Annotated in this window: 20 protein-coding genes; 9 read left to right on the forward strand and 11 right to left on the reverse strand. The window is 67.1% G+C overall.

Annotation, left to right across the window (positions count from 1 at the left end; translation table 11 throughout):
• The first annotated feature begins 55 nt into the window (after positions 1-55).
• The 3 genes from tatC to CKW34_RS24665 all read left to right on the forward strand — a co-directional run bounded on the left by tatC (position 56) and on the right by CKW34_RS24665 (position 4,744).
• Entirely contained in the window at positions 56-994 is a 939-nt protein-coding gene (gene tatC, locus CKW34_RS12960; protein WP_059384515.1) for a twin-arginine translocase subunit TatC, read from the forward strand.
• Entirely contained in the window at positions 991-3,747 is a 2,757-nt protein-coding gene (locus CKW34_RS12965) for a DEAD/DEAH box helicase (RefSeq protein ID WP_059384489.1), read from the forward strand. Before tatC ends, CKW34_RS12965 begins: the two co-directional genes overlap by 4 nt.
• A gap of 106 nt (positions 3,748-3,853) precedes the next feature.
• Complete coding sequence (locus tag CKW34_RS24665) at positions 3,854-4,744, forward strand: DUF4333 domain-containing protein (RefSeq protein WP_064059912.1); 891 nt, start codon at positions 3,854-3,856, stop codon at positions 4,742-4,744.
• 10 nt (positions 4,745-4,754) lie between these two features.
• On the opposite strand, the gene CKW34_RS12975 is transcribed toward CKW34_RS24665, so the two are convergent.
• Positions 4,755-5,732 (reverse strand): 5'-3' exonuclease, encoded by a 978-nt coding sequence (locus CKW34_RS12975; RefSeq protein WP_059384490.1) that lies wholly within the window; start codon positions 5,730-5,732, stop codon positions 4,755-4,757.
• 35 nt (positions 5,733-5,767) lie between these two features.
• Between CKW34_RS12975 and CKW34_RS12980 the strand changes: the two genes are divergently transcribed.
• Complete coding sequence (locus tag CKW34_RS12980) at positions 5,768-6,898, forward strand: M24 family metallopeptidase (RefSeq protein ID WP_059384491.1); 1,131 nt, start codon at positions 5,768-5,770, stop codon at positions 6,896-6,898.
• 15 nt (positions 6,899-6,913) lie between these two features.
• On the opposite strand, the gene CKW34_RS12985 is transcribed toward CKW34_RS12980, so the two are convergent.
• Entirely contained in the window at positions 6,914-7,231 is a 318-nt protein-coding gene (locus tag CKW34_RS12985) for a hypothetical protein (RefSeq protein WP_024101048.1), read from the reverse strand.
• Between the two features lie 59 nt (positions 7,232-7,290).
• On the opposite strand from CKW34_RS12985, the gene CKW34_RS12990 reads away from it, so the two are divergent.
• Entirely contained in the window at positions 7,291-8,037 is a 747-nt protein-coding gene (locus tag CKW34_RS12990; RefSeq protein ID WP_059384492.1) for an SDR family NAD(P)-dependent oxidoreductase, read from the forward strand.
• 479 nt (positions 8,038-8,516) lie between these two features.
• Here CKW34_RS12990 and CKW34_RS12995 read toward each other — a convergent pair whose 3' ends face one another.
• Positions 8,517-9,626, reverse strand: a complete 1,110-nt coding sequence (locus CKW34_RS12995; RefSeq protein ID WP_059384517.1) for a hypothetical protein — start codon at positions 9,624-9,626, stop codon at positions 8,517-8,519.
• Positions 9,627-9,719: 93 nt separating this feature from the next.
• Positions 9,720-10,079 (reverse strand): hypothetical protein, encoded by a 360-nt coding sequence (locus CKW34_RS13000; protein WP_059384493.1) that lies wholly within the window; start codon positions 10,077-10,079, stop codon positions 9,720-9,722.
• Positions 10,080-10,149: 70 nt separating this feature from the next.
• Here CKW34_RS13000 and CKW34_RS13005 point away from each other — a divergent pair, with 70 nt between their 5' ends.
• Positions 10,150-11,187 carry a hypothetical protein gene (locus CKW34_RS13005; RefSeq protein WP_059384494.1) on the forward strand — a complete coding sequence of 346 codons (1,038 nt, stop codon included), beginning with the start codon at positions 10,150-10,152 and terminating at the stop codon, positions 11,185-11,187.
• Between the two features lie 115 nt (positions 11,188-11,302).
• Here CKW34_RS13005 and CKW34_RS13010 read toward each other — a convergent pair whose 3' ends face one another.
• The 4 genes from CKW34_RS13010 to CKW34_RS13025 form a co-directional block, all read right to left on the reverse strand.
• Positions 11,303-11,995: a hypothetical protein gene (locus CKW34_RS13010; RefSeq protein ID WP_231921731.1), complete on the reverse strand. Its 693-nt coding sequence runs from the start codon at positions 11,993-11,995 to the stop codon at positions 11,303-11,305.
• On the reverse strand, positions 11,992-12,585 hold the full coding sequence (locus CKW34_RS13015) for a hypothetical protein (RefSeq protein WP_155418972.1): 594 nt from the start codon (positions 12,583-12,585) through the stop codon (positions 11,992-11,994). Before CKW34_RS13015 ends, CKW34_RS13010 begins: the two co-directional genes overlap by 4 nt.
• 269 nt (positions 12,586-12,854) lie before the next feature.
• On the reverse strand, positions 12,855-13,178 hold the full coding sequence (locus CKW34_RS24320; protein WP_155418973.1) for a hypothetical protein: 324 nt from the start codon (positions 13,176-13,178) through the stop codon (positions 12,855-12,857).
• 63 nt (positions 13,179-13,241) lie between these two features.
• Positions 13,242-15,482 (reverse strand): NucA/NucB deoxyribonuclease domain-containing protein, encoded by a 2,241-nt coding sequence (locus CKW34_RS13025; protein ID WP_080968422.1) that lies wholly within the window; start codon positions 15,480-15,482, stop codon positions 13,242-13,244.
• Between the two features lie 700 nt (positions 15,483-16,182).
• Here CKW34_RS13025 and CKW34_RS13030 point away from each other — a divergent pair.
• On the forward strand, positions 16,183-16,470 hold the full coding sequence (locus CKW34_RS13030; protein WP_167388359.1) for an LGFP repeat-containing protein: 288 nt from the start codon (positions 16,183-16,185) through the stop codon (positions 16,468-16,470).
• Between the two features lie 165 nt (positions 16,471-16,635).
• Here CKW34_RS13030 and CKW34_RS13035 read toward each other — a convergent pair whose 3' ends face one another.
• Positions 16,636-17,295 (reverse strand): ScbR family autoregulator-binding transcription factor, encoded by a 660-nt coding sequence (locus CKW34_RS13035; RefSeq protein WP_059384498.1) that lies wholly within the window; start codon positions 17,293-17,295, stop codon positions 16,636-16,638.
• A 415-nt stretch (positions 17,296-17,710) separates the two neighbouring features.
• Here CKW34_RS13035 and CKW34_RS13040 point away from each other — a divergent pair, with 415 nt between their 5' ends.
• The gene (locus CKW34_RS13040) at positions 17,711-17,905 is read left to right on the forward strand and encodes a hypothetical protein (RefSeq protein ID WP_059384499.1); all 195 of its coding nucleotides are present in this window, start codon (positions 17,711-17,713) and stop codon (positions 17,903-17,905) included.
• Between the two features lie 637 nt (positions 17,906-18,542).
• On the opposite strand, the gene CKW34_RS13045 is transcribed toward CKW34_RS13040, so the two are convergent.
• The gene (locus CKW34_RS13045) at positions 18,543-19,424 is read right to left on the reverse strand and encodes an NAD-dependent epimerase/dehydratase family protein (RefSeq protein ID WP_080968424.1); all 882 of its coding nucleotides are present in this window, start codon (positions 19,422-19,424) and stop codon (positions 18,543-18,545) included.
• Between the two features lie 153 nt (positions 19,425-19,577).
• Here CKW34_RS13045 and CKW34_RS13050 point away from each other — a divergent pair, with 153 nt between their 5' ends.
• Positions 19,578-20,234: a ScbR family autoregulator-binding transcription factor gene (locus tag CKW34_RS13050; RefSeq protein WP_059384501.1), complete on the forward strand. Its 657-nt coding sequence runs from the start codon at positions 19,578-19,580 to the stop codon at positions 20,232-20,234.
• Positions 20,235-20,241: 7 nt separating this feature from the next.
• Here CKW34_RS13050 and CKW34_RS13055 read toward each other — a convergent pair whose 3' ends face one another.
• Positions 20,242-21,198 (reverse strand): ScbA/BarX family gamma-butyrolactone biosynthesis protein, encoded by a 957-nt coding sequence (locus CKW34_RS13055; RefSeq protein ID WP_231921732.1) that lies wholly within the window; start codon positions 21,196-21,198, stop codon positions 20,242-20,244.
• Positions 21,199-21,781 lie beyond the last annotated feature (583 nt).

Raw genomic sequence — 21,781 nt, forward strand, 5'->3', positions numbered from 1 at the left:
CTGACCCCGGCACGCCCGAACGCCGGTGGTCTCGACAGGAGCTGAGAACCGCACCGTGCGCATCCCGTTCGATCCGCGCCGAAGCCGGCGCAAGACCAATCCCGACGGCACCATGTCGCTGGTCGAGCACCTCTACGAATTGCGCACGCGTCTGCTGATCGCTCTCGCTGCGATCGTGCTCACCACCATCCTCGGATTCGTCTGGTACAGCCGCAGCCTGTTCGGCCTCGAGAGCCTCGGGGAGATCCTGCGCGGCCCCTACTGCGACCTACCCGCCTCGGCCCGCGCCGACCTGAGCAACGACGGGGCGTGCCGCCTGCTCGCCACCGGCCCGTTCGAGCAGTTCATGCTGCGCCTGAAGGTCGCCGCGACCGCCGGCATCGTCATGGCGTGCCCGATCTGGCTGTACCAGATGTGGGCGTTCGTCACCCCCGGCCTGTACCGCAAGGAACGCCGCTACGCGGTCGGCTTCGTCACCTGCGGTGCGGCGCTGTTCGTCACCGGTGCCGTGCTGGCCTATCTGGTGATCTCCCACGCCTTGTCGTTCCTGCTCACCATCGGCAACGACGTGCAGGTGACCGCCCTGTCGGGCGCCGAATACTTCGGGTTCCTCATCAACCTGCTCGTCATCTTCGGGGTGTCCTTCGAGATCCCGCTGGTGATCGTCGCGCTCAACGGCGTCGGGGTGCTGCCCTACGAGAAGCTCAAGGCGTGGCGGCGCGGGCTGATCATGGCGGTGTTCGTCTTCGCCGCGATCGCCACCCCCGGTCAGGATCCGTTCTCCATGCTGGCGCTGGCGTTGGCGTTGACGCTGCTCGTGGAGTTCGCCATCCAGATCGCCCGGCTGACCGACCGGCGCCGCGCCCGCAAGGCCCGCGCCGAAGGCTGGGCAGATCTCGACGACGACGAGGGTTCGACGATCCCGGCCCCGAGCCCGGTGGAGCCGGCAGCCCCCACCGATCCGGCCCGCACCGACTACTCCGACACCCTGTGACCGGCGCTTCCACCCCCGGCGCTGCCGGTGACGACGAGACCGGCACCGCGCCGCTCGTCCCCACCCCGCAACTCGCGGAGTTCGCCACCGGGCTCGGGTTCCCGCTCGACCCGTTCCAGATCGAGGCGTGCCGCGCCCTGGAGAATGGGCATTCGGTGCTGGTGTGCGCCCCCACCGGTGCCGGTAAGACCGTCGTCGGTGAGTTCGCGGTGTATCTGGCGCTGCAGGGCGGGTCCAAGTGCTTCTACACCACCCCGATCAAGGCGCTGAGCAACCAGAAGTACGCCGATCTGTGTGCCCGGCACGGCCGCGAGTCGGTGGGTCTGCTCACCGGCGACCAGTCCGTCAACGCCGATGCGCCGGTGGTCGTGATGACCACCGAGGTGTTGCGCAACATGATCTACGCGTCGTCCACCGCCCTGATCGGGCTCACCCACGTGGTGATGGACGAGGTGCACTTCCTTGCCGACCGGTTCCGCGGCGCGGTGTGGGAGGAGGTGATCCTGCACCTGCCCGAGGACGTGCGGCTGGCGTCGCTGTCGGCGACGGTGTCGAACGCCGAGGAGTTCGGTGACTGGATGACCACGGTGCGCGGCGACACCACCGTCGTCGTCGACGAGGTGCGGCCCATCCCGCTGCACCAGCACATGATGGTCGGCTCCCGCATCTACGACCTGTTCGACCGCCGCGCCGACACCGACACCGCCCCGACCCGGCGGCGCCGCGACATCGTCGTCAACCCGGAACTGGCGTCGGCGGTGCGGCAACGGCAGAGCCTGTCCGGGATGGACCGCTGGGGTGAACGCGGCCCCCGCTTCCGGCCGCCGCCGCGCCCGGAGGTCATCGTCCGCCTCGACCGCGACGGTCTGCTACCGGCCATCACCTTCGTGTTCAGCCGCGCCGGTTGCGACGCCGCAGTGCAGCAGTGCCTGCGTTCGGGCCTGTATCTGACCGACGAGACCGAGGCCGCGGAGATCCGCCGGATCGTCGACGAGCACACCCGGGATCTGCCGCGCGGTGACCTCGAGGTCCTCGGTTACGCGTCGTGGCGTACCGCTCTCGAACGCGGTATCGCCGCCCATCACGCCGGGATGCTGCCGGCCTTCCGGCACACCGTCGAAGAACTGTTCGTGCGGGGGCTGGTGCGGGCGGTGTTCGCCACCGAGACCCTCGCGCTGGGCATCAACATGCCGGCCCGCACCGTGGTGCTCGAGAAGCTCGTCAAGTTCAACGGCGACACCCACGCCGAGCTGACCCCCGGCGAGTACACGCAGCTGACCGGCCGGGCCGGGCGGCGCGGCATCGATGTCGAGGGTCACGCGGTGGTGCTGTGGCAGCCGGGCATCGAACCGGCCTCGGTCGCCGGGCTCGCCTCCACCCGCACCTTCCCGCTGCGCAGCTCGTTCCGCCCGTCCTACAACATGGCGGTCAACCTCATCGACGCCGTCGGCGTGGACCGGTCGCGGGCGCTGCTGGAGATGTCCTTCGCCCAGTTCCAGGCCGACAAGTCGGTGGTCGGTCTCAAACGCGGCATCGACCGCAACGAGGCCACCCTCGCGCAGCTGCGCGAGCAGCTCGGGGGTGAGGGCAGCGAGATCCTCGACTATCTGCGGCTGCGCGCGGAGCTGACCGACGCCGAACGTGCCCACGAGCGGCGCGGCAAGCAGGATCGCCGGGCCGCGGCGGTGGCGTCGCTGGTGACCCTGCGGCGCGGCGACATCATCGCCGTGCCCGCCGGTAGACACACCGGCCTTGCCGTGGTGGTGCTGCCGGACACCGACGCCGGTGATCCCCGGCCGCAGGTCGTCACCGCCGACGCCTGGTCCGGTCGCCTCTCGGCGGGGGATTTCCCGGTACCGGCCACGGTGCTGGGCAAGCTGAGGTTGCCGCGGCACGTCGATCACCGCACCGGCCGTGGCCGCCGTGACATCGCGTCGGCGTTGCGGTCGAAGGGTCTCGTGCCGCCGCGCCGCCCCAAGCGCAGCAGGTCCAAGGGCGACACCCGTGAGATCGACGCGTTGCGCCGCGAGCTCAAGCACCATCCGGCCCGCAAGCATCCCGATCTCGATTCGCTCGCGCGGGTCGGGGAGCGCTATCACCGGTTGCTGCGCGACACCCAGCAGCAGCGCCGCAAGGCCGCCGCGGCGACGGATTCTTTGGCGCGCACCTTCGAGAAGATCGTCGCGTTGCTCACCGAGCGCGGCTATCTCACCGAGGGGGACGATCCGGCGACCACCGAGGCGGGGGAGCGGCTCGCCCGCATCTACACCGAATCGGATCTGCTGGTCGCCGAATGCGTGCGCCGCCGCGCCTGGGCGGGACTGTCCGCCGCCGAACTCGCGGCGGTCGCCTCGGCGGTGATCTACGAGTCGCGCACCGACGAACCGGTCACCGTCGTCGGACCGACCGGCCCGATCCGGCACGCGCTGGCCGAGACCACCCGGATCTGCGACGGGTTGCGGGCCGACGAGATCCGGCACCGGCTGCCGCCGACCCGCGAACCGGATCTGGGTTTCGTCACCGCCGCCTACACCTGGGCGTCCACCGCGTCGCTGACCGAGGCGCTCGTCGCCGCCGAAGCCGCCGGCAAGGAACTCTCGCCCGGGGATTTCGTGCGGTGGTGCCGGCAGCTGATCGATCTGCTCGATCAGATCCGCACCTGCGCGGACGATCCGGAGCTCGCCCGCACCGCCGGCAAGGCGGTCGGGGCGGTGCGCCGCGGGGTCGTCGCCGTCGATCCCACCGCCGAATGATCCGGCCCCCGCGGGGTGTGCGGGGCGCCCGGTAGGCGTGGATGCCCGCGCGGCGGGTGGACGCTACCGTATGGGCACACAACGGGAAGGGTGAGTGGAGACGACGATGACCGGGCCGAACGAACCGCAGGACTCGCCGGGGCAGAGGCCGCCGGAATCGACGGATCCGTGGGCACCGAACCCGACCTCCGGGGGCGGTGAGCAGCCCGGATCGCCCTGGGCGCCGCCCGCCGGCCAGCAGCAGTGGGGGCAGGGCAGCGGCACCGGCTGGGGGCAGTCGCCCACCGGGCAGTCGCCGTGGCAACCCGACAGCGGTGCGGGTGGGAACGCTCCGCAGCCCGGGTGGGCGCCGCCCGCCGGGCAACCGAATCCCGCACAGTCCGGTGCCGGGCACCAGAATCCGTGGGGTGCGCCGACCGGTGCGCCGCAACAGGGGTGGGGTCCGGCCCCGCAGCCGCCCGCGCCCGGCTGGGGGCAACCGGCACCCGGTCAACAGGCGCCGGGTCAACAGGCACCGGGCTGGGGTCAGCAGCCGGGCGCCCAGCCGTGGGGCGCGCCCGGTCAGCAGCCGACGCAGCCCGTCCCCGGGTGGGGTGGGCAGCAGCCCGCCGGGACGCAGCCCTGGGGAGCGCCCGCGAACACCTGGCAGCAGCCCGGCACACCGCAGCAGAACGGCCCGCAGACGGGGAAGTCGAAGCTGCCGTGGATCCTCGGCGGCGTCGGGCTCGTGGTGGTGCTCGCCATCGTCGGGATCGTCGCCGCGACGATGTTCGGCGGGAAGGTGCTCGACACCGAATCCACCCAGGCCGGCATCGCGAAGGTGCTCACCGAGTCCTACGGGGCCGGGCAGGTCGGCGACGTGCAGTGCCCGAGCGATCAGAAGGTCGAGGCCGGGCACAGCTTCACGTGCGCGGTCACCGTCGACGGTCAGTTCCGGGAGGTGACCGTCACCGTCACCGACGACAACGGCACCTACGAGGTCGGCCGCCCCAACTGACCGGGACCGGTCAGCGGTCGGCCAGGGCCGCGACCAGCGCGGACACCGGCCGTTCCAGACCCCACCGCTGCGCCAGCGCGGTGAGCTGCTCCGGATCGGCCGGTTCCGCCGGCAACACGTCCGAGCGGGACAATTCGACGTCCGCGTCGGTGGCGACTCGCACCACCGGCATCGCCGCATCCAGATAGTCCGCCGCGGCGGCGAGTTTGACCCGCATGCCCTTCGCCATCGACGTCGACTCGTCGAGCGCCGCCGCGCGCACCGCGTCGAGGGAGCCGTACTGCTGCAGCAACGACGCCGCGGTCTTCTCCCCGACACCCTTGACGCCGGGCAGCCCGTCCGACGGGTCGCCGCGCAGCGCCGCGAGTTCGGCGTAGGCAGCGCCGGCCCGCTCGGCGGGCACCCCGTAGCGTTCGGCGACCAGCGCCGGATCGAACAACTCGGCCTTGGCCAGGCCGCGCCCGGCGTAGAGCACCCGCACCGGCACCGGGCTGTCGGTGACGACCTGCAACAGGTCGCGGTCGCCGCTGACCACGATCACCCGGTCGCCGGTCTCGCGGGCGGCGAGGGTGCCGAGCACGTCGTCGGCTTCGAAACCGGCCGCGCCGCCGGTGGCGATGCCGGCGGCGGCGAGCACCTCGAGGATCACCGGCACCTGCGGCAGCAACGCGGGCGGGACCTCCTCGACGGTGCCGTCCGACCCGGCGGCGACCCGGTGCGCCTTGTAACTCGGGATCGCCGCGACCCGGAAGGCCGGGCGCCAGTCCAAATCCAGGCACACCACCAGCCGGGTGGGGCGGTGGGTGCGGATCAGCGACGCCACCATGTCCACGAAGCCGCGCACCGCGTTGACCGGGCTGCCGTCCGGGGCGGTGACCTTCTCCGGGATGGCATGGAAGGCGCGGAACCACAGGCTCGCGCCGTCGAGCAGCATCAGCGTGGGGTCCGGTGCGGGCGTGGAGTTCTCCGGTGCGGTCACGGACCACATCCTGCCATCCGGCCGCGGCCACTAGGCTCGAAGACATGACCACTGCCGCCCCCCGATTCCCCGCCGACCGTTACGCGGCCCGCCTGGCCCGGGCCGCCGAACTCGGTGCCGCCGCCGGCTTCGACGCGCTGCTCATCACCCCCGGACCGGATCTGCGGTATCTCACCGGTTCGCGCGCCGAGTCGTTCGAGCGCCTGACCTGCCTGGTGATCCCCACCGACGGCTCCGGCGCCACCGTGGTGGTGCCGCGGCTGGAGTTGGCGTCGCTGAACGACTCCGCCATCGGTGAACTCGGTCTGCCGGTGCGGGACTGGGTGGACGGTCAGGATCCCTACGCGCTCGTGCGCGAACTCGTCGCGACGGTGGGGGCGTTCGCGGTGGCCGAGGCGATGCCGGCGCTGCACCTGGTGCCGCTGACCGCCCGGTTCGGCAGCGTCCCGGCGCTGGCGACGTCGGTGATCCGGCAGCTGCGGATGGTCAAGGACGCCGACGAGGTCGAGGCGTTGCGCCGCGCCGGTGCCGCCATCGACCGGGTGCATGCCCGCATGGGTGAATGGTTGCGCGCGGGACGCACCGAAGCCGAGGTGGCCGCGGACATCACCGCCGCGATCCTCGAAGAGGGGCACACCGCGGCGGCGTTCGTCATCGTCGGTTCCGGCCCGCACGGCGCCGACCCGCACCACGAGGTGTCCGACCGGGTCATCGAGTCCGGCGACATCGTCGTCATCGACATCGGTGGTCCCGTCGAACCGGGCTACTACTCGGATTCGACCCGCACCTACAGCATCGGCGAACCGGACCCGGAGATCGCGACGAAGATCGCGGTGCTCGAGAAGGCGCAGCAGACCGCGGTCGACGCGGTGCGTCCCGGGGTGCGTGCCGAAGACGTCGATGCCGCCGCCCGCAATCTGCTCGCCGCCGCCGGTTACGGGGAGGTGTTCGTGCACCGCACCGGGCACGGCATCGGCCTGTCGGTGCACGAGGAGCCGTACATCGTCTCCGGCAACGACGACACCCTGCAGCCCGGCATGGCGTTCAGCATCGAACCGGGCATCTACTTCCGCGGTGAGTGGGGTGCGCGGATCGAGGACATCGTCGTCGTCACCGAGGACGGCTGCGAGTCGATGAACCTGCGCCCGCACGGATTGACGGTGCTGCCGGGCTGATCCCGTCCCGCCGGGTCAGCGTTCGTCGAGCAGGGCGAGCAGCTTGTCGGCGAGCGGACCGGGATGGTCGGCGGCGGCCTGCCGCAGCGCCTCGTTGCGGGCGCGGATCTTGCGGGCGAACTTCGTCTGCGCGCCGGTGAGAACCTCGTAGGTGAGGATCTCGGTGTCGTAGTCCTCGACGATGCCCAGCAGCCGGTCGAGTTCGGCGACGGTGAGCAGGACGGTGGCCAACTCCGGGAAACCCTCCTCGGCGGCGTGCCCGGTCGCGAGGTCGCGGCGGGACTTCAGATCGGCGAGGAAGACGTCGATGCTCGGGGTGCGGTCACTGTCCATCCCGCAGACAGTAGAACCCCGCCACTGCATCCCGGAGCTCGACCCGGGACACTGGCCGCATGAACCACACCGCGCAGGGAACCGTCGTCATCTTCGGGGGACGCAGCGAGATCGGCGTCGAGACCGCCACCCGCCTCGCGTCGGGCCGCACCGTGATCCTGGCCGCGCGTCGCGCCGACGACCTGGCCGACGAGTGCGCCGCCGTGCGGGCAGCGGGCGCGACGGCGGTGCACCCGGTCGAGTTCGACGCCGACGCCCTCGACACCCACACCGCGGTGCTCGACCGCATCGCTGCCTTCGGGCCGATCGATGTGGCGGTGCTGGCCTTCGGCATCCTCGGCGACCAGGCCCGCGCGGAAACCGATGCGGCGCATGCGGTGTCGATCGTGCACACCGACTACCTCGCGCAGGTCGCGTTGCTCACCGACCTGGCGCAGCGGTTGCGCGCGCAGGGCTCGGGGCGGCTGGTGGTGTTCTCCTCCGTGGCCGGGTGGCGGGTGCGCCGCGCCAACTACGTCTACGGCTCCGCGAAGGCCGGCCTCGACGGTTTCGCGTCCGGTCTGGCGGATGCCCTGCACGGCAGCGGCGTGTCGCTGCTGCTGGTGCGCCCCGGTTTCGTGATCGGCCGGATGACGGAGGGCATGAGCCCGGCGCCGTTGTCGAGCACCCCACCGCAGGTCGCCGACGCGACGGTGCGGGCGCTGCACCGCGGGCGCGGGGAGGTGTGGGTGCCGGCGGTGCTGCGGCCGGTGCTCTTCGGGATGCGGCTGTTGCCGCGCGTGATCTGGCGGCGTCTGCCGCGCTGACGACTGCGGCAGACGGCGAGCGCTTCGCGCAGACCGGGCCGATGTCGATTGTCTCCCGCGTAGCCCTTGTCCGTATAGAGCGCCCTTGTCCGTATAGAGCCGGTCGTCGCGGACTCCGGCCTTTGCGGGCTCCGTGGTGCGGTTGCAGATCTTGGCCCGTGGTGCTGCATCGGGAATAGCCGATCAGGATTCCGTCCATGAGGCGACGAAAGTGCTGTTTGAGTCAGCTATTCGAGACCGACATGCAGGACGGTTAAACAGGACGGTCGGACGGGCGTCTTCCCCAGGACGCGATCGAGTGCCGGGCCCCTTCGGGGTGTGCTGTTTGAGGATCGGTCCGCAGACTTGATCTTGTTCCGAAAACGAACGTATATGAAACATCCACGGCGGAACCGAGCGATGTGATCTTCGGCGATAGGTGGCACGGTTCTGAGCGGTGAGAACGGCATGGTCCTCGGGGCGCAGCGGCGGGCAAATGATCAGATCCATCTCTCGTACCGGTCGGCGGGCATCAGCTTCGGGAAGAACTCCTTTCGGAGGTCGCGGATCAGCGCGATGTAGTTCCCGCCGTCGGTGCGTGCGGCAGTTTGAAGACTCTGGAATGTGCCCCGCAGCGGATCGAATGCAAATGATTCGGAGACATCTCGCACCGCGTACATCGCGATGACCGGCGCCGGAGCCGGACCGTTCTCAGGGATTGTGGTGTCGATGGTGGGGTCGTCCTGGAACGCCTGCCACAGCTGCTCAGGTTCGTCGCGGCCGAACGGGGGCGACAACGTCCGGTTGCCGTCGTCGAGCGCGTCGAGTGCCGGCGCGATCCAATCCCTGTCGGCGATGCCGGCGATGGTGAAGGCTCGTCGGACAGCCCAGACGGTAATGCGCCGAAGTTTCGGCTCGCGAGCCCTCGCAATCGCGTCCGCAAGCGCGCGATCGACACCGGCGAGGTCGATCGCGTGGGGGCACCGGCTCAGTTTCTCGGACGGCGGTCTCCCACCCCATCGGATGGCCTCCTGCTTCGCCGCCTCGGCCATCTTCTCGTAGCCGACCCTCAAGTAGATGGTTGCGTCGGCGGCCGGATCGGGGTCCCACCACTGGCGGGTCGGATGTTCGACGATCTCCTGCTCCCAGGCACTGTCCGTCTTGTGAAGCCGAACCATCCCGTGGGGCCGATTCACCCGCCATACCTGCACCAGGTACTCCTCGGTGGGCTCGTCGACCTCGAGAGCCCAGTGCGTGTCCCGACCGCGACCGGACACCCGGAACCGATACGACCCGCGGCCGATAGGCAGCCGACCGAAGTCGGGTAGCTTCTCCCCACTCAGGGTGATCACGGCGAATGCCTTGGTCACCTTCACCGTGGCTTCCTCGACGACCTCCCACCCGCATCGGTCAGCGTGGAAATCCGGCTCGTTGTCACAGACCTCGACGGTCAACGACACCGGACCGTAGGCGATGCCGGTCAGGACCGTGACGAAGTTCTGCCCGATCTCGATGACGCTGCCGGTCTCCGACGGTTCGTAGGTTTCCGCGGTCACAGATCCCAGGACGAACTGGTGATGATCCGCGACGGCCACGCCGGATTGGTTCATCAAGGCACGGTAGCGCACGAGGACTGCATCCTCTCCGACGCCAAACGGGTGAGCAGCCGCCCTGATCGGTTCCATCTCGGGTAGGAGCGGCAGCTACTGACCGAACGTAGAGCGCAGATGGGCGTTGATGAGCACGTTCACCCGTTTGCGCATCCGCAGGATCGTCTCGTTGTCCGGTATCGGGTCGTCGACCGTCAGGATCCAGCACACGGCGGTGTCGCTGCGCCGGGATCCGGAGAGCTCGAACCGGATCCGTGCGTCGCGGCGCCACGACCAGATCGAGGTCCACACCACCAGATCCGGCTCGACAGCCTCGACGACCTCAGGGCGTTGTTCGTCCTCGTGCAGAATCAACCACGGACGCCTCGGATCACGGTCGGGGTCGATCAAAGCCTGATAGACGATGTGCGGCGGGGGCGGCTGGGTGCGCCGCCGACGCGCGATTTCCGACATAGCGCACCCTAGCGTTTCACTGCCTCGAGACGGGGTCTGCCCTGATAGGCGGCGCGGTAGATTCGTCGGCATGGATACCGCCGAGCGCGTGCTGGCCGCACCACGAGGCCGGCGGTTCGCCGCCCACCTGGGCTATGCGTGCAGCACCGACGAGCGAGCAAGCAACTATCTCGAGCCCCTCACCCAGGCAGATGCCCTCGACGTCCTGGCCGCCGTCGATGCCGAAACCGTCGCGCAGTTGTCCGAGCTCGACGTGCTCGAAGCATTGGGCCGGGCAACGGATTTCGCGCGGTACTGGCAACCCCCGGACGAAGAGGACCTCTGGTTCGCCGATCCGGCTATCGTCGCGGCCCTGCACCCGATCGTCGAGGCGGTGCTGACCTGCGACCATGCCCGGTGGTGGAGCACACCGATGGATCCGACATGCCAACGAGCAGTGCAGAAACGCTACACCTCCACCGACGAATGGTCCGAGACGTTCTGGAACAACCAGGACCACGACGCCGACCTGCCCGCCTGGCGACGGCATGTCCTCGCCGACGAAGAGCGGTTCCGGCGCTTTCTGAACGCCGAACCCGAACGACAGATCAGCGGCGAGTGGTGGTCGACCCCGGTCCCGAGCAGAGTACGGGTCACCAGCCGCGCACGGCAGAATCTGGGTGCGGTGGAATTGCTGCTCGCCGAAGACGACAACTCCGACGGTCGCCACGCCCGGGTGTGGCCGGTGCATGTCGACGACGCGGCGCGGGTCTACGAGATCACCGGCCCCGCCGCCTGGACCCAGCTCGTCGACGCGTATCCCCTGGCAGTGGCGGCGTCGCGGCGCTCCGACTGGTACGAGACCACCGGCAAGTATCTGCAGTGGTACCTGCCGGACTGGGCAGCGGTGAGCGCCGACCACGACGCGGTGCACCTGACCGTGCTCGGGTATCTCACCACCCCCGGGCTGGCGCTCCCGCTGACCACGCACACCGGGGCCAGTGTCCTGGCCGGATGGGATCCCGACGCCACCTTCTGGCTCGACCCGCGCCTGGTTAAAGTCGACGGCCGACCCGTCGAATGGCACCGCACAGGCGACACACCCTGGATGCCGAGATCAGCAACATGAACACCACGCCGGCCCCTGGAATCCGGCGCCATGATGGCCGATTGGCTTCGATCGGCCTGCTCGTTGCCGTGCGTGCTGCTGGGCACTTCGCTCCGCCCCGAAATTCCTCGACCGCTCAATGCTTTTCGAGTCCGTCCCGAGCGGAGAACACGGACTCGGTCGCCCCTCCTTCACCGAGCCTGGTCAGGTTCCCTCGAGCGGACGCGAACCGGCCCGGTGTTGGGCTACTCCCAGTACAGCGGCTCACGTGCAGGATCGTCGAGTACAGCGTCGATTCGCTGGTCGCCACAATGCGGTCGATTGCGTCCGCACTGGCACCGATCGTGGCGAAGTGCGGATCGACATCGTTGGTGATGCACCAGGCACGGTCCGCCGGCCAGATGAAGGCGGGATCAGGCGAGTCGCCATACGGCCACCGCGCAGGGTCGTCGCTATTCCAGTGTGCGTAGTCCGCCAGCGTGCCGCGGAACAACCAGTAGACGCGATTGGGGATCGCAAAGTTGGGCGCCGAGTTGATGGTGGTGGTGCCCCACCCTTCCCACAGGCAGAAGTAGCACTCGTCTGGTGTGGTCGTGTATCGAGACAGAACCTCCAGTGCCACGGCGATCTGATCCTTCTCCGACAATGCGTTCTGATCGAAATCGACGTCACTCGTCTTCTGTCCAGGAAAGCTCGGATCGGGGATGAACCTCACCCGCGCATAGCGCGGATATCCGACTGGGCCGCGACCTGCCAATCGGTACCACGGAAGTCTCTGCTCGACGAGCCAATCGGCGGCCGATGCATCGTGGCACAGTTCGAAGCTCACCCGGCGATTATTCGAAGTTCGACGAGAACACCGACTTCCTGGGTCCATGGCCCCTCCGGTGGTGGAATCAGATTGATGCAACTCCCCGAGCTCTCGATGATCGGCGACTCGGGCACCGTGCCCGTCGCGAAGCCGTTCTGCCCCTCCCGGACAGGCCCGAAGGTATGGATCCCGCCCCCGCTGTAGTGGCCGTTCGCATCCGGCCAGCTCGTATGGCTCACCAGCCGGCGACCGGTCACCGCGGCGCGCACACGGGCCTGTTCCGGCACCAGCGCCGGGAAGTCGGCCGACAACGAGCCGGTCACCTGCACGGTGCCGCGATACAGCGTGCTCGAGTGCAGAGCTGCACCCCAGCCCCGGCCGTGCAGAAGCAGCGAATAGGTCCCCGGATGCGTCCGCCCGGCCGGATCGACCCATTCCCGGGACAGTCGTCCGTCACCGCGCACCTCCACTCGGGCGGTGAGGTCGTTGCACATCTCGGGAAGAATCCCCGGCTCCAGCTCGACGAAGGTCAAGGCGTACTCCACACGGTCGCCGACCTGCGGAAACTTCACCATTCCGTCGAGAATCAGGTCTGCCGGGACAAGCACTCGCAGACTCTCCGTAGTGATCTCGTGTGTCATCGCCACCTCGTCGACGCTCGCAGAAGCCGGTCGTTCCGGCAACGCTCGCCAGGCCTCTTCTGGTTTCAATTCCACAGGACACGGGGAGTGCCGTCCGCATCCGTCCCGACGAAGTTACCGGTCGGATTTCGCCGGAAGCGATGAACTTCGACCGTTCACCACCATGCATATCTCACGACCACATGCACACGCGGCATCCTCCGAAAGCGGATGCCGCGTGGCAGAGCATGGTCTACCTATCGAGGAGGCTCACTTTCGCGTTCAGTGACTGTGATCGATCCGCCACCCGCTACTGGTGGCATGTCGTTCGGATTCTGTCCGGCCGCTGCATCCCGGGCGAACTCTTCGTATGTTTCGGGTTCGCCATCGTCGATGAACGGGTCTTCTACCGATGGATCATAGTCTTCCTCAAGCAAAGGCTCGTCGCTCGGAGCAGGTTCTTCCGAACTGGTCATGGTAGTAGTTCCTTCCTGACTGGCCGAGTCGTTGGTGCCGGTGGCGACACGATTCGCCACCACCGCACCACCTGCGATCGCGGTAACGACGAGTACAGCGCTCACCAGATATGCAGCTTCCCGCCTCACATTCTCTCCCTACACTGACCATCTGCGATCTTACCGTGGTTATGGGGCAGGAGGGAGGGAGCCGCCGGAGACGGAAACCCAGAAGGGATCTTGATTGATCACTCGGTTGACTCCATAGAAGGCACCCAGATAGCTGCCTGCTCGACTGTTCTGAGGCCCGTCAATCATGCAGACACTGAAGCCCGTCGGACCCGTTCCTGCAGACAGGTCCGGTATGTGACATTCAGGGTTGAAGGTTCGACCCGTGCCGCCAGAACTGTATCCACCTTCTGTGGTCGACGCGAAAGGATATTCATCGCATGTGCGACCTGACACGGCTCTGTCCCTGCTGATATCGCCAGACCGAGGACATGCTGCCTGCCGATTGATGTCCCTTGTCGCATTGTTTGCCTGGCGATGCAACGGCTGAGAGGGGGAACCTCCCGGAAGTCCGCTTTCAAGTGCCTTCTGAATGTGTCCGGCCGCCTCCGGTACGGGGTTGGCGTGGGATGTCGGGGAGAGCCAGAACTGCGGAGTGTAGGAGGACCATACACATCCTTGTTTCAACCCTGCGCTGTTACGCATTGTCTTATCGCATCGGAATCCGTGAGTCCCCACGCTGAGATCTGTGGTGCTCGACAAATTGGGGGAATCATTGCCGAAACTGATTTTCAACCCGAAGTTTCGAGCCTCGATTGCGTTGTCGGCGAGGCTCGTCTCATTCCAAGTCACGACTAGCACAATCGTCATGCCGGAGTGAACCACCGTGCCTGGAGCAGGACCTTCAACTGAGAAAGAGCCGCTGTTATAACCGTCGTTGTAACCCTCGTACTGAAGGGTCGGGGTTCCGGCGGTAGTCCAGCCTTTCCCGAATTCGAGTCGGACTTCTTGCTTCATTATTCCAGTTCGGTGACTGGATAGCACTCCCGTTTTGATGGTGACAGCGGCAAAACGATCTGGACCGCCAGAAATATTTTTCCACCACGCAAAGGTATCTTTTACTGCACAAGCGTTCTTTCGGTTACCGCGCCACGTTCCATCCCACGTACCAGTAGTGCACCATGTGGGAATGAAGTATCCCCCGGTATCGGGTCCCTCGATGTTGGGGTCTTCGGGGTCGGGGGTCGCCGGACCCGATCCCGGGTTATTCACCAGAAGTGTTCCACCTCCGCTCGTGACTGGATCGCTGGGATCTATGCCAACGGCGGCATCAGCAGCGAATTCTGCATAGGTGTTCGGAGTTCCATCGGAGATGATGAAGCCGATATCACCTTGGTCATCGCCCGTCATGGTGTCCGCGATATCGGTCAGCCACCCCATCGTGCCCCACTGGAAATCCTGTTCCTCACCGGATCCAGGACGTGACCTGGCATCACTGATCGGGTACCCGTACGCCCCTGACTCGTTACCCGACTGTTCCCATTTAGATAGGAGAGAGCCTGTTACGGGCCATGCGCCTGTGCTCGGGTGCCAGTAGATGACGCCGCGTTCGAAGCGGCTCATCCGGCCCTGACCGTCAGGCAGATCCATGGGGTCTTGGATGGGATAGCCGAGCAGGCTTCCCGGCTCGTGCGCGCCGACGGTGTTCCACTTGTCACGGATCAGACCGTTGCGGATCGCGGAACCGATCGCATTTTGGAACGCCACATAGATCGCGCCACGCTGGAACTCCTGACGCCGCCCCACCCCGTCGGCGTGCACGATCTCATCCGTGGTGGGGTATCCGAGCATGCCGGCAGCCGCCTCGTACTGAAGGATGCCCCAGCGGTTGAGGAAGCTGTTGACCACCGGATGTGCCCCGGTGTCGGGGTGCCAGTAGATCGGGCCGTTGAGGAACGTGACTCGTTGACCGATCCCGTCGGGGTTGGTGATGTTGCCGCTGGTCGGGTACGTCAGGAAGCTCGCCGGTCCGCCGAGGGAGTTGTACTTGTCGCGGATCGCGCCGCACACCTGGAACGGGGACGGCCAGTAGGTTTGGCAGGTCACCGCCGCGATCGACATACGCGAGAGGGTGGAGCGCTCCTGTGCCTCCATCATCTCGGCCTTGTCGGCGTCTTCCTTGGTGAACGGCGCCGGGATCTCTTCTCGATCGGAGCGCATCTGCCCCGGTACGAGGGTGGCGTTCGGGTTCTCGGTCGGCGCCCAGTCCAGGTCCGGTTCGGCGGTCTTGGACGACAATTCCGGATCATCGGGGGCGATGGGCTGATCGGCGGCCGGTGCGGCCGGGATCATCTCCGCCGGCACCGGTGCGAGGGTGTCCTCGGTCGGCGGGGCGGGTTCCGGCTCTTGCGCGGCTGTCACCGGCGGTGAGGCCGGTTCCGGGACCGTTTCCGATGCCGGGGTCGGGGTGACCGGTTCGGGCGCTGCCGGGGTGGTTACGCACTCTGCCGGGGCCACCGGGGGAGTGGTGGTCGTGGTGGTGGGCGGCGGAGTCGTCGTGGTGGCCGGGGGTGTGGTGGTCGGTACCGCGCACGGATCGACCACCGTGGTGGTTTCGGCTGGGGTGTCGAGCGGCACCAGGTCCGGGGACGTTGTTGCCGGTGTGGACTGTGTCGTGGTGGGGACGGCCGGTGTCGTCTCGATCGGCTGGGCCAGGGCTGCCGACCCTCCGACGGCAACCATCAGCACCGTGGTGCTCGCGAGCAGGCACCGGCTCATCCATCTGTGCCGGGACATGACGGAGCCCCGCTGGGGGTGCGAATCCATCTGTGACCTGTTTCTTCTCGGGTGGATAGGTACAGCGGTGGCGCCATCGCTTCTTAGCAACTTAAACGGTTTCTCAATAATCACAAATGCACCAGATAACACTTGCGTAACAAATACCGATCGACCTGTTTTGTTTTCAGAAAGCGTGCGAAAACCGACATTCGGTGTTAGGCGGTCAAGATCATCTTCGGCTCGAGCGGTGGTTCCCCGGGGAACAGCGACCCCCGAAAAGAGGTGAAGGAGCGGGTATATACACGTGCGCGACAAGGTGAGGTGGACGAGGCCACGAGGGCGGATGGCGACCGCAGTGGCCGCGGCGGGGCTGGTGGTCCTGGCCTTGACCGGTGGCGCAGTGGCCACCGCTGCGCCGGCCGAGGTGACAGCTGACTGCCAGATCTATTGGCCGTCGCCGTTCCAGGTGTGCGATCAGATCAAGGACCTGTACAACAGCCTCGGCGGAGCGGCGAGTCCGCTCGGCTTCCCGTCCTCGGCCGCGCAGGCGTACGGCACCGACGGACTCCGCCAGAGCTTCACCGGCGGGGCGATCGTCTGGACACCGTCGACCGGCGCCTACATCGAATAAACCGTCCTGCCGGCGGGTGAGCGACCGAAGATCAGAAACGGAATCTTCCGGACCTGAACGATCCGGGTCGGCTCACCCGCGGCGGCGTCGGGGTCACTGGCAACCGGCAGCAGCGCGGTCTGCGCCGTGTCGGCGAGCCGGAACCACGCAGGCCCACAGGAACTGTCAGGTCGAGGTCTGTGGACGATTCCAGCGGGCGTGCCGGATGCGCTCGCATTTACGGCGACGGGCAGGAACCATGATGCCCGGAAGCAGGAACCGCCACATCTGATCGATCCGCAGTTCGAGATCGACCCGTCGATCGAGCACGTTCGAGACCATCTGCACCCCGGTGAACGCCGAAATCACGAACCGGGCCAGTTCCGGCGCATCGACCGTGCCGGGCAGATCGCCTTCGGCGATGGCGGTCTCGGCGAGCTGCCGGCACGCCTCGATCCAGTCCCGGTAGGGACCGGCCGGATCCAGCGGTCCTCCTCCGCCGCTGAATTCGAGGGTCAGCCGGATCCCGGCCCGGACGATCGGGTCCTGCACGATCTGTCGGCCCATCTCGTGGCAGAGCATCACGATCTGCTCGAGTGCCGAGGCACCGGTTGCGGCGATCGCCTCGACCGCGGCGAGGGAGATCTCGTGTTGTCGCTGCACGACAGCGTCGGCGAGTTCCTCCTTCGATTTGAAGTGGAAGTACAAGGCACCTTTGCTCAGGCCCGTGCCCGCCTCGATGATGTCGCCGAGGGAGGCGCCCTCGAAGCCCCGCTGGTCGAAGGCGGCCGCGGCCGCTGCCACGAGCTGGTGCCGCGTCGCCACTGCCCGAGCCTGCTTGACCAATCCCGTGCCCTTCTCCCGAACTCTCGAAGCCCCGGCGTGAGGGCCCGCCCTGACGAATCCCGACCTGCGCCCGTGCCGGGGAAGACCGTAGCAGTCGGCCGGAATCCGGCCTGGTCGCCAGCAGTGTGACCGGTTCCCGCCGTGCGGGGGATGGGGGCACCATCGGGAACCGACACTCGGCAGGGATTCGGTCGACCGACTCGGTGACGACCGGGTTGTCGTCGTCGACGTCGGCACTCGCCGAACACCGACACCCCCGCCGGACCGGCCTGGAGGGCAGGTCCTCGCCAGCGGAGACGATCTGTCCTTTTGGTCGATCACCCGGCTCACCGCGCAGTGGCAGCCGCCCATGCAATCGCGTCCGGGGAGCGGGACCCGACCCTCCCCTGGAACGGACCCTCAAACCCGACACGCGGTGACCGGCACCCTCGTCGATTCCTCGGGCGCACACGTGCAGTTCCACAGCGCCGACGACCTCGACCTCGAGGTGCACGACGAGGGCCGGCAGGTGGTGTTCGCGCTGACCGCGACCGGCTCCAGAGGCGATATCGATCCGGCGCCGCTGACCGTGCGCGGGGTGATCACCTGCGAGGCGGTCACCGAGCACTGAGCGGCACCGGACCATGTGTGTCCTGAAGGTGGCATAGCAGCAGCCCCACCCCGACCGCTGTAGCGCACACGCCGACGAGCGCGGTGACCAAAGCCGGGACCAGATGGTAGGTGCCGGTCTCGACCAGCGGCAGCCAAACCTTCCTGTCTCGTTGATGGATCGGTCCGCGAAATTGATCTTGTTTTGAAAACGACCCTTACATCGACAACCACGTATGTGGGGTGAGCGTGCACACGGTCGCGGTCTCGAATAGTCTGTGCGGTGCCCCCATGCTCCCTACGTGAGGGCACAGTTCGCGCGCTTTCCCCCCGGCGCGCGGACGAAGGTCCGTCGGCGCCGTATGCCGACGGAACCTCGCAGGCCAGTGATGGTGAGTACCCCTCGTAAATCTCGCCGTCACTGGCCTGTCGGCAACTCCCGACACAACACCCGCCGATGCGTCCGGACACTCCCGATATCCACACGTATCGGCGCCATCCCAGACAAACAATACCATTCGACCGGTATTGCCCGTTGCGCTCGAGGGTACCGCAGGTGCAACGCACAGGGAACGCCTCACCCACACATACCCGCTGCACGGTCGATGCGACCGGAAAACTCGCGGAACACGATCTACTACGTGACTCCAGGAGCTCCCTCACGGCGAGGTGGGACTCGCCGGAAGGGCATTCGGTGAGGGCTCCACCGCAGTCTCGGCCCAGATTCGGTCGCTGACGTAGTGATGATCGTGCCCGATCAGATCGACGTGACGTGCGGACAGTCCCCGCTCTCGGCCTATCCGCAGTGCCTGCTCGTAGTCGACGGAGTCGGACGGTGGTGTGAGCAGACCATGTGCGGTGGCGGTGTGGACGAGTTCGCGGACGGTCACCGCAGTCGGATGGGCGAGATGACGCATGCCCCCACGCAACGCCGCGGGCAGGGCGCGCGCCGCGAGTGCGGCGGTGAGCCGGCCGACGTCGCCGCGTGAAATCACCGATTGACGTGCGGCGCCGTCGTCGATCCACACCCCGAGAGTCGAGACGATGTGCGCCAACCCGGGCAGGAACCACCGGTCGCCGGGCCCGTGCACGAATCCGGGTCGCAGCACCAGACCGCCGTGCCTGCGCACATGGTTTTCGGCAGTCAGACGACTCGCGCTCAGCGCAGTGACCGGAGCCGGAGCAAGCTCACCCTCGACGACGTTGCGATGCGGTCCGGGGCCGTAGACGCCGATCGTGCTCAGGTACACGATGTGCTCGATACCGTGGTCGGCAGCGGCCGTCACCAGATTCTCGGTACCGAGAGCGTTGACCTCCTCACATCGGGCTGCGTCGGAGCCCGTATAAGACGCTGCATGCACAATCGCGTCGACACCGGCCAGCGCGTCGGTCAGAGCCTTCACATCGAGTAGATCTGCCGCCGCGACCAGCATTGGCGGTCTCGAGGATGTGAGCGGACGGCGCGCTATCGACGTGCATGCCACCCCCATGTTCAGCAGGGCGTCGAGCACCGCCCCACCGAGGAAACCGCTCGAACCCACGACCGCGACGCGCCATGCAGGTGTCGACGGCGCCGATCCGTGGTCCGCGATGTCGTTCCGGTCCGGTGGTACGGTTCGCCTCGGGGGAGGCAGAGGGTCGAGGTTCTCCACGACTCGCCTTTCGGTAGATCATCGAGTAAAAGGACACGGGGTGTGGCCAAACAAGCTCGGGCAGTAGCGACCCGGCAGCAGATCGTGGCAGCAGCGGCCGCCACCTTCGATCGGCTGGGATTCGACGGTGCCAGCCTCGGGGCGATCGTCGAGGCGAGCAGCGGGCTCACCAAAGGTGCCCTGTACTTCCACTTCAAATCGAAGGACGAACTCGCACACGCCGTCGTCGAACAGCAACACGCCATCTCCATCGCCGCGGTCGCCGCGATCGCCGCCACACAGGCCTCGGCGCTCGAGCAGATCGTGATGCTCTGCCACGAAATGGGGCGACAGATCGTCGAGGATCCGATCGTCCGGGCCGGCATCCGGTTGACCCTCGAATTCAGTGCGGGCGCCGAACCGGACCAGCCGGGACCGTACCAGGACTGGATCGAAGCCTGCCGGCACCTCGTCGAGACCGCGATCGCCGAGGGCGACCTGCTCCCTACGATCGATCCCTCCGAGCTGGCGCGGTTTGTGATCTCGGCGTTCACCGGGGTTCAGATGGTCTCGAATGTCCTCGATCGACGCATCGATCTCGAACACCGCATCGACCAGATGCTGCAGTTCCTGCTCAACGGCATCCTGACCTCCGACTGCCGCCCCGACAGCGACAAGATCCGTCGGGCTCGCTGGAGCGAGACACACCAGCCGGCCTGACACGCCGCTATCCGCCGGACCCGGGCCCCGGCGCACGAGATGCGCCGGCGGGCCACCTCAGCGTCGCCGTAGCCATCGCCATTCCACGCTGCTCGAGCACGACATGCGCACCCGCAGGCTCTTTCTCGACACCCGAGACCACCATCTCCGCCGGAACGTCGAGTTCGACGAATCGATGAAATTGCGCGCTTATCGACACCGGATCCGCCTCCGGGGCCCCGCATTCCGCTCGTACCGCCTGCCGGGCAGCCTCGAGAACGAGCATGCCCGGCAGGTGATCGGACGGATGGTCGAACAACACCGGATGCGACAGATCCGGCAACACCCGCCAGCGACCCGGCCGCGCCGTGGCACCGACCACCACATCCCCGACCACCGGCACCCCCACCGCGGTCGGATCGACCGGCGTTCGCCCTGGTACAGGGCCCAGCGTCCGCGGCCCACCGGCACCCCAACGAACGGTGTCGTACTCCTCGGCCGTCAGAACGGCAGTTCGGCCTCTGCCGGACCCCACACGGCGGCCGGCGATGGTGAATTCGAGTGCCGCGCTCAAAGCGGTGACCTGCGAGCCACGACGTCGCACATCCGATACCACCGCGGTGATGGTGACCTCCGCGGCGCCGGCACCGATCACCAGACGTTCCAGCTCTGCGGTGATCTCGATCGTCTGCATCACGAACCGCTGACCGAGCGAGACCCGATACCGGGTGTGCGCCAGATAGATCACGCATTGGCGCAGCGTCTCTGCGAGCAGCATCGGGTCGTAGCGACCGGCCCGGCTGCGATAGAAACCGTGCAGACGCGGCCATTGCGCGCCCAGGACGAATCGGTCCGGTCCGGGACCGCGAACGCAATCGGTGAGGAAGACTTCGGATATCGCCTGGCGGTGGACATGCCTGCGCGGCACCGTCGACTCGAACGACAACACCGCGAGATCATCCTCCAAACCGGACGAACCGTTCACTACCTCCATACCGCAAGTATCACCTTGCGGGTGGGACGTGATCGCACCCCGGTCATCGAACGACCGGATGTCGATTGCAGGGCATATGTACAGCATTTTGCGCGCCCCACAGAGATCCCGAACGGGACTGATGTCGGAGCAGGTGACATCGAACTGTGGTGCATCAGTGACCGGATGAAGTCCAGGCTCACCGTGGCAGAACATCCCGGAATAGTGCCGCTGACGGGGATGGCTACGGACTTTCCGTACAAGTAGTCCCTGGATCATCCGACACGGATTCGCCGGAGTGAGGGGCCATTGCGACAGGAGCACCTGGTTCCTACACGTACCTGACCTCAACCTCACTGGTCCGGGGCACTTTCGAGTGTCCATCCAGCACGGTGCCGACCGACATGAAACGTGGAAACCGACACCAAATCGTGGAACCTACACAAACTGTAGGTTCCCGCCGGAGGTGTCAGTAGTGCGGCGCACGGGCCTGCGGCTTTCCAATTTCGTGTCAGTCAGGGATTCTCACGATCTTGTCGGAATCCTCAGGCATCCCGGACGATGTTTCGGTCCTGTGCCCAAGCCGCGAGAACCG

Source organism: Rhodococcus rhodochrous (assembly GCF_900187265.1).
GTDB classification, from domain to species: domain Bacteria; phylum Actinomycetota; class Actinomycetes; order Mycobacteriales; family Mycobacteriaceae; genus Rhodococcus; species Rhodococcus rhodochrous.

Excerpts from the sequence above, each read along its gene's own strand:
- CKW34_RS24665 (WP_064059912.1), top strand. The coding sequence starts at position 3,854 with ATGACCGGGCCGAACGAACCGCAGGACTCGCCGGGGCAGAGGCCGCCG.
- CKW34_RS12975 (WP_059384490.1), bottom strand. The coding sequence starts at position 5,732 with ATGTGGTCCGTGACCGCACCGGAGAACTCCACGCCCGCACCGGACCCC.
- CKW34_RS12980 (WP_059384491.1), top strand. The coding sequence starts at position 5,768 with ATGACCACTGCCGCCCCCCGATTCCCCGCCGACCGTTACGCGGCCCGC.
- CKW34_RS12985 (WP_024101048.1), bottom strand. The coding sequence starts at position 7,231 with ATGGACAGTGACCGCACCCCGAGCATCGACGTCTTCCTCGCCGATCTG.
- CKW34_RS12990 (WP_059384492.1), top strand. The coding sequence starts at position 7,291 with ATGAACCACACCGCGCAGGGAACCGTCGTCATCTTCGGGGGACGCAGC.
- CKW34_RS12995 (WP_059384517.1), bottom strand. The coding sequence starts at position 9,626 with ATGAACCAATCCGGCGTGGCCGTCGCGGATCATCACCAGTTCGTCCTG.
- CKW34_RS13000 (WP_059384493.1), bottom strand. The coding sequence starts at position 10,079 with ATGTCGGAAATCGCGCGTCGGCGGCGCACCCAGCCGCCCCCGCCGCAC.
- CKW34_RS13005 (WP_059384494.1), top strand. The coding sequence starts at position 10,150 with ATGGATACCGCCGAGCGCGTGCTGGCCGCACCACGAGGCCGGCGGTTC.
- CKW34_RS13030 (WP_167388359.1), top strand. The coding sequence starts at position 16,183 with ATGGCGACCGCAGTGGCCGCGGCGGGGCTGGTGGTCCTGGCCTTGACC.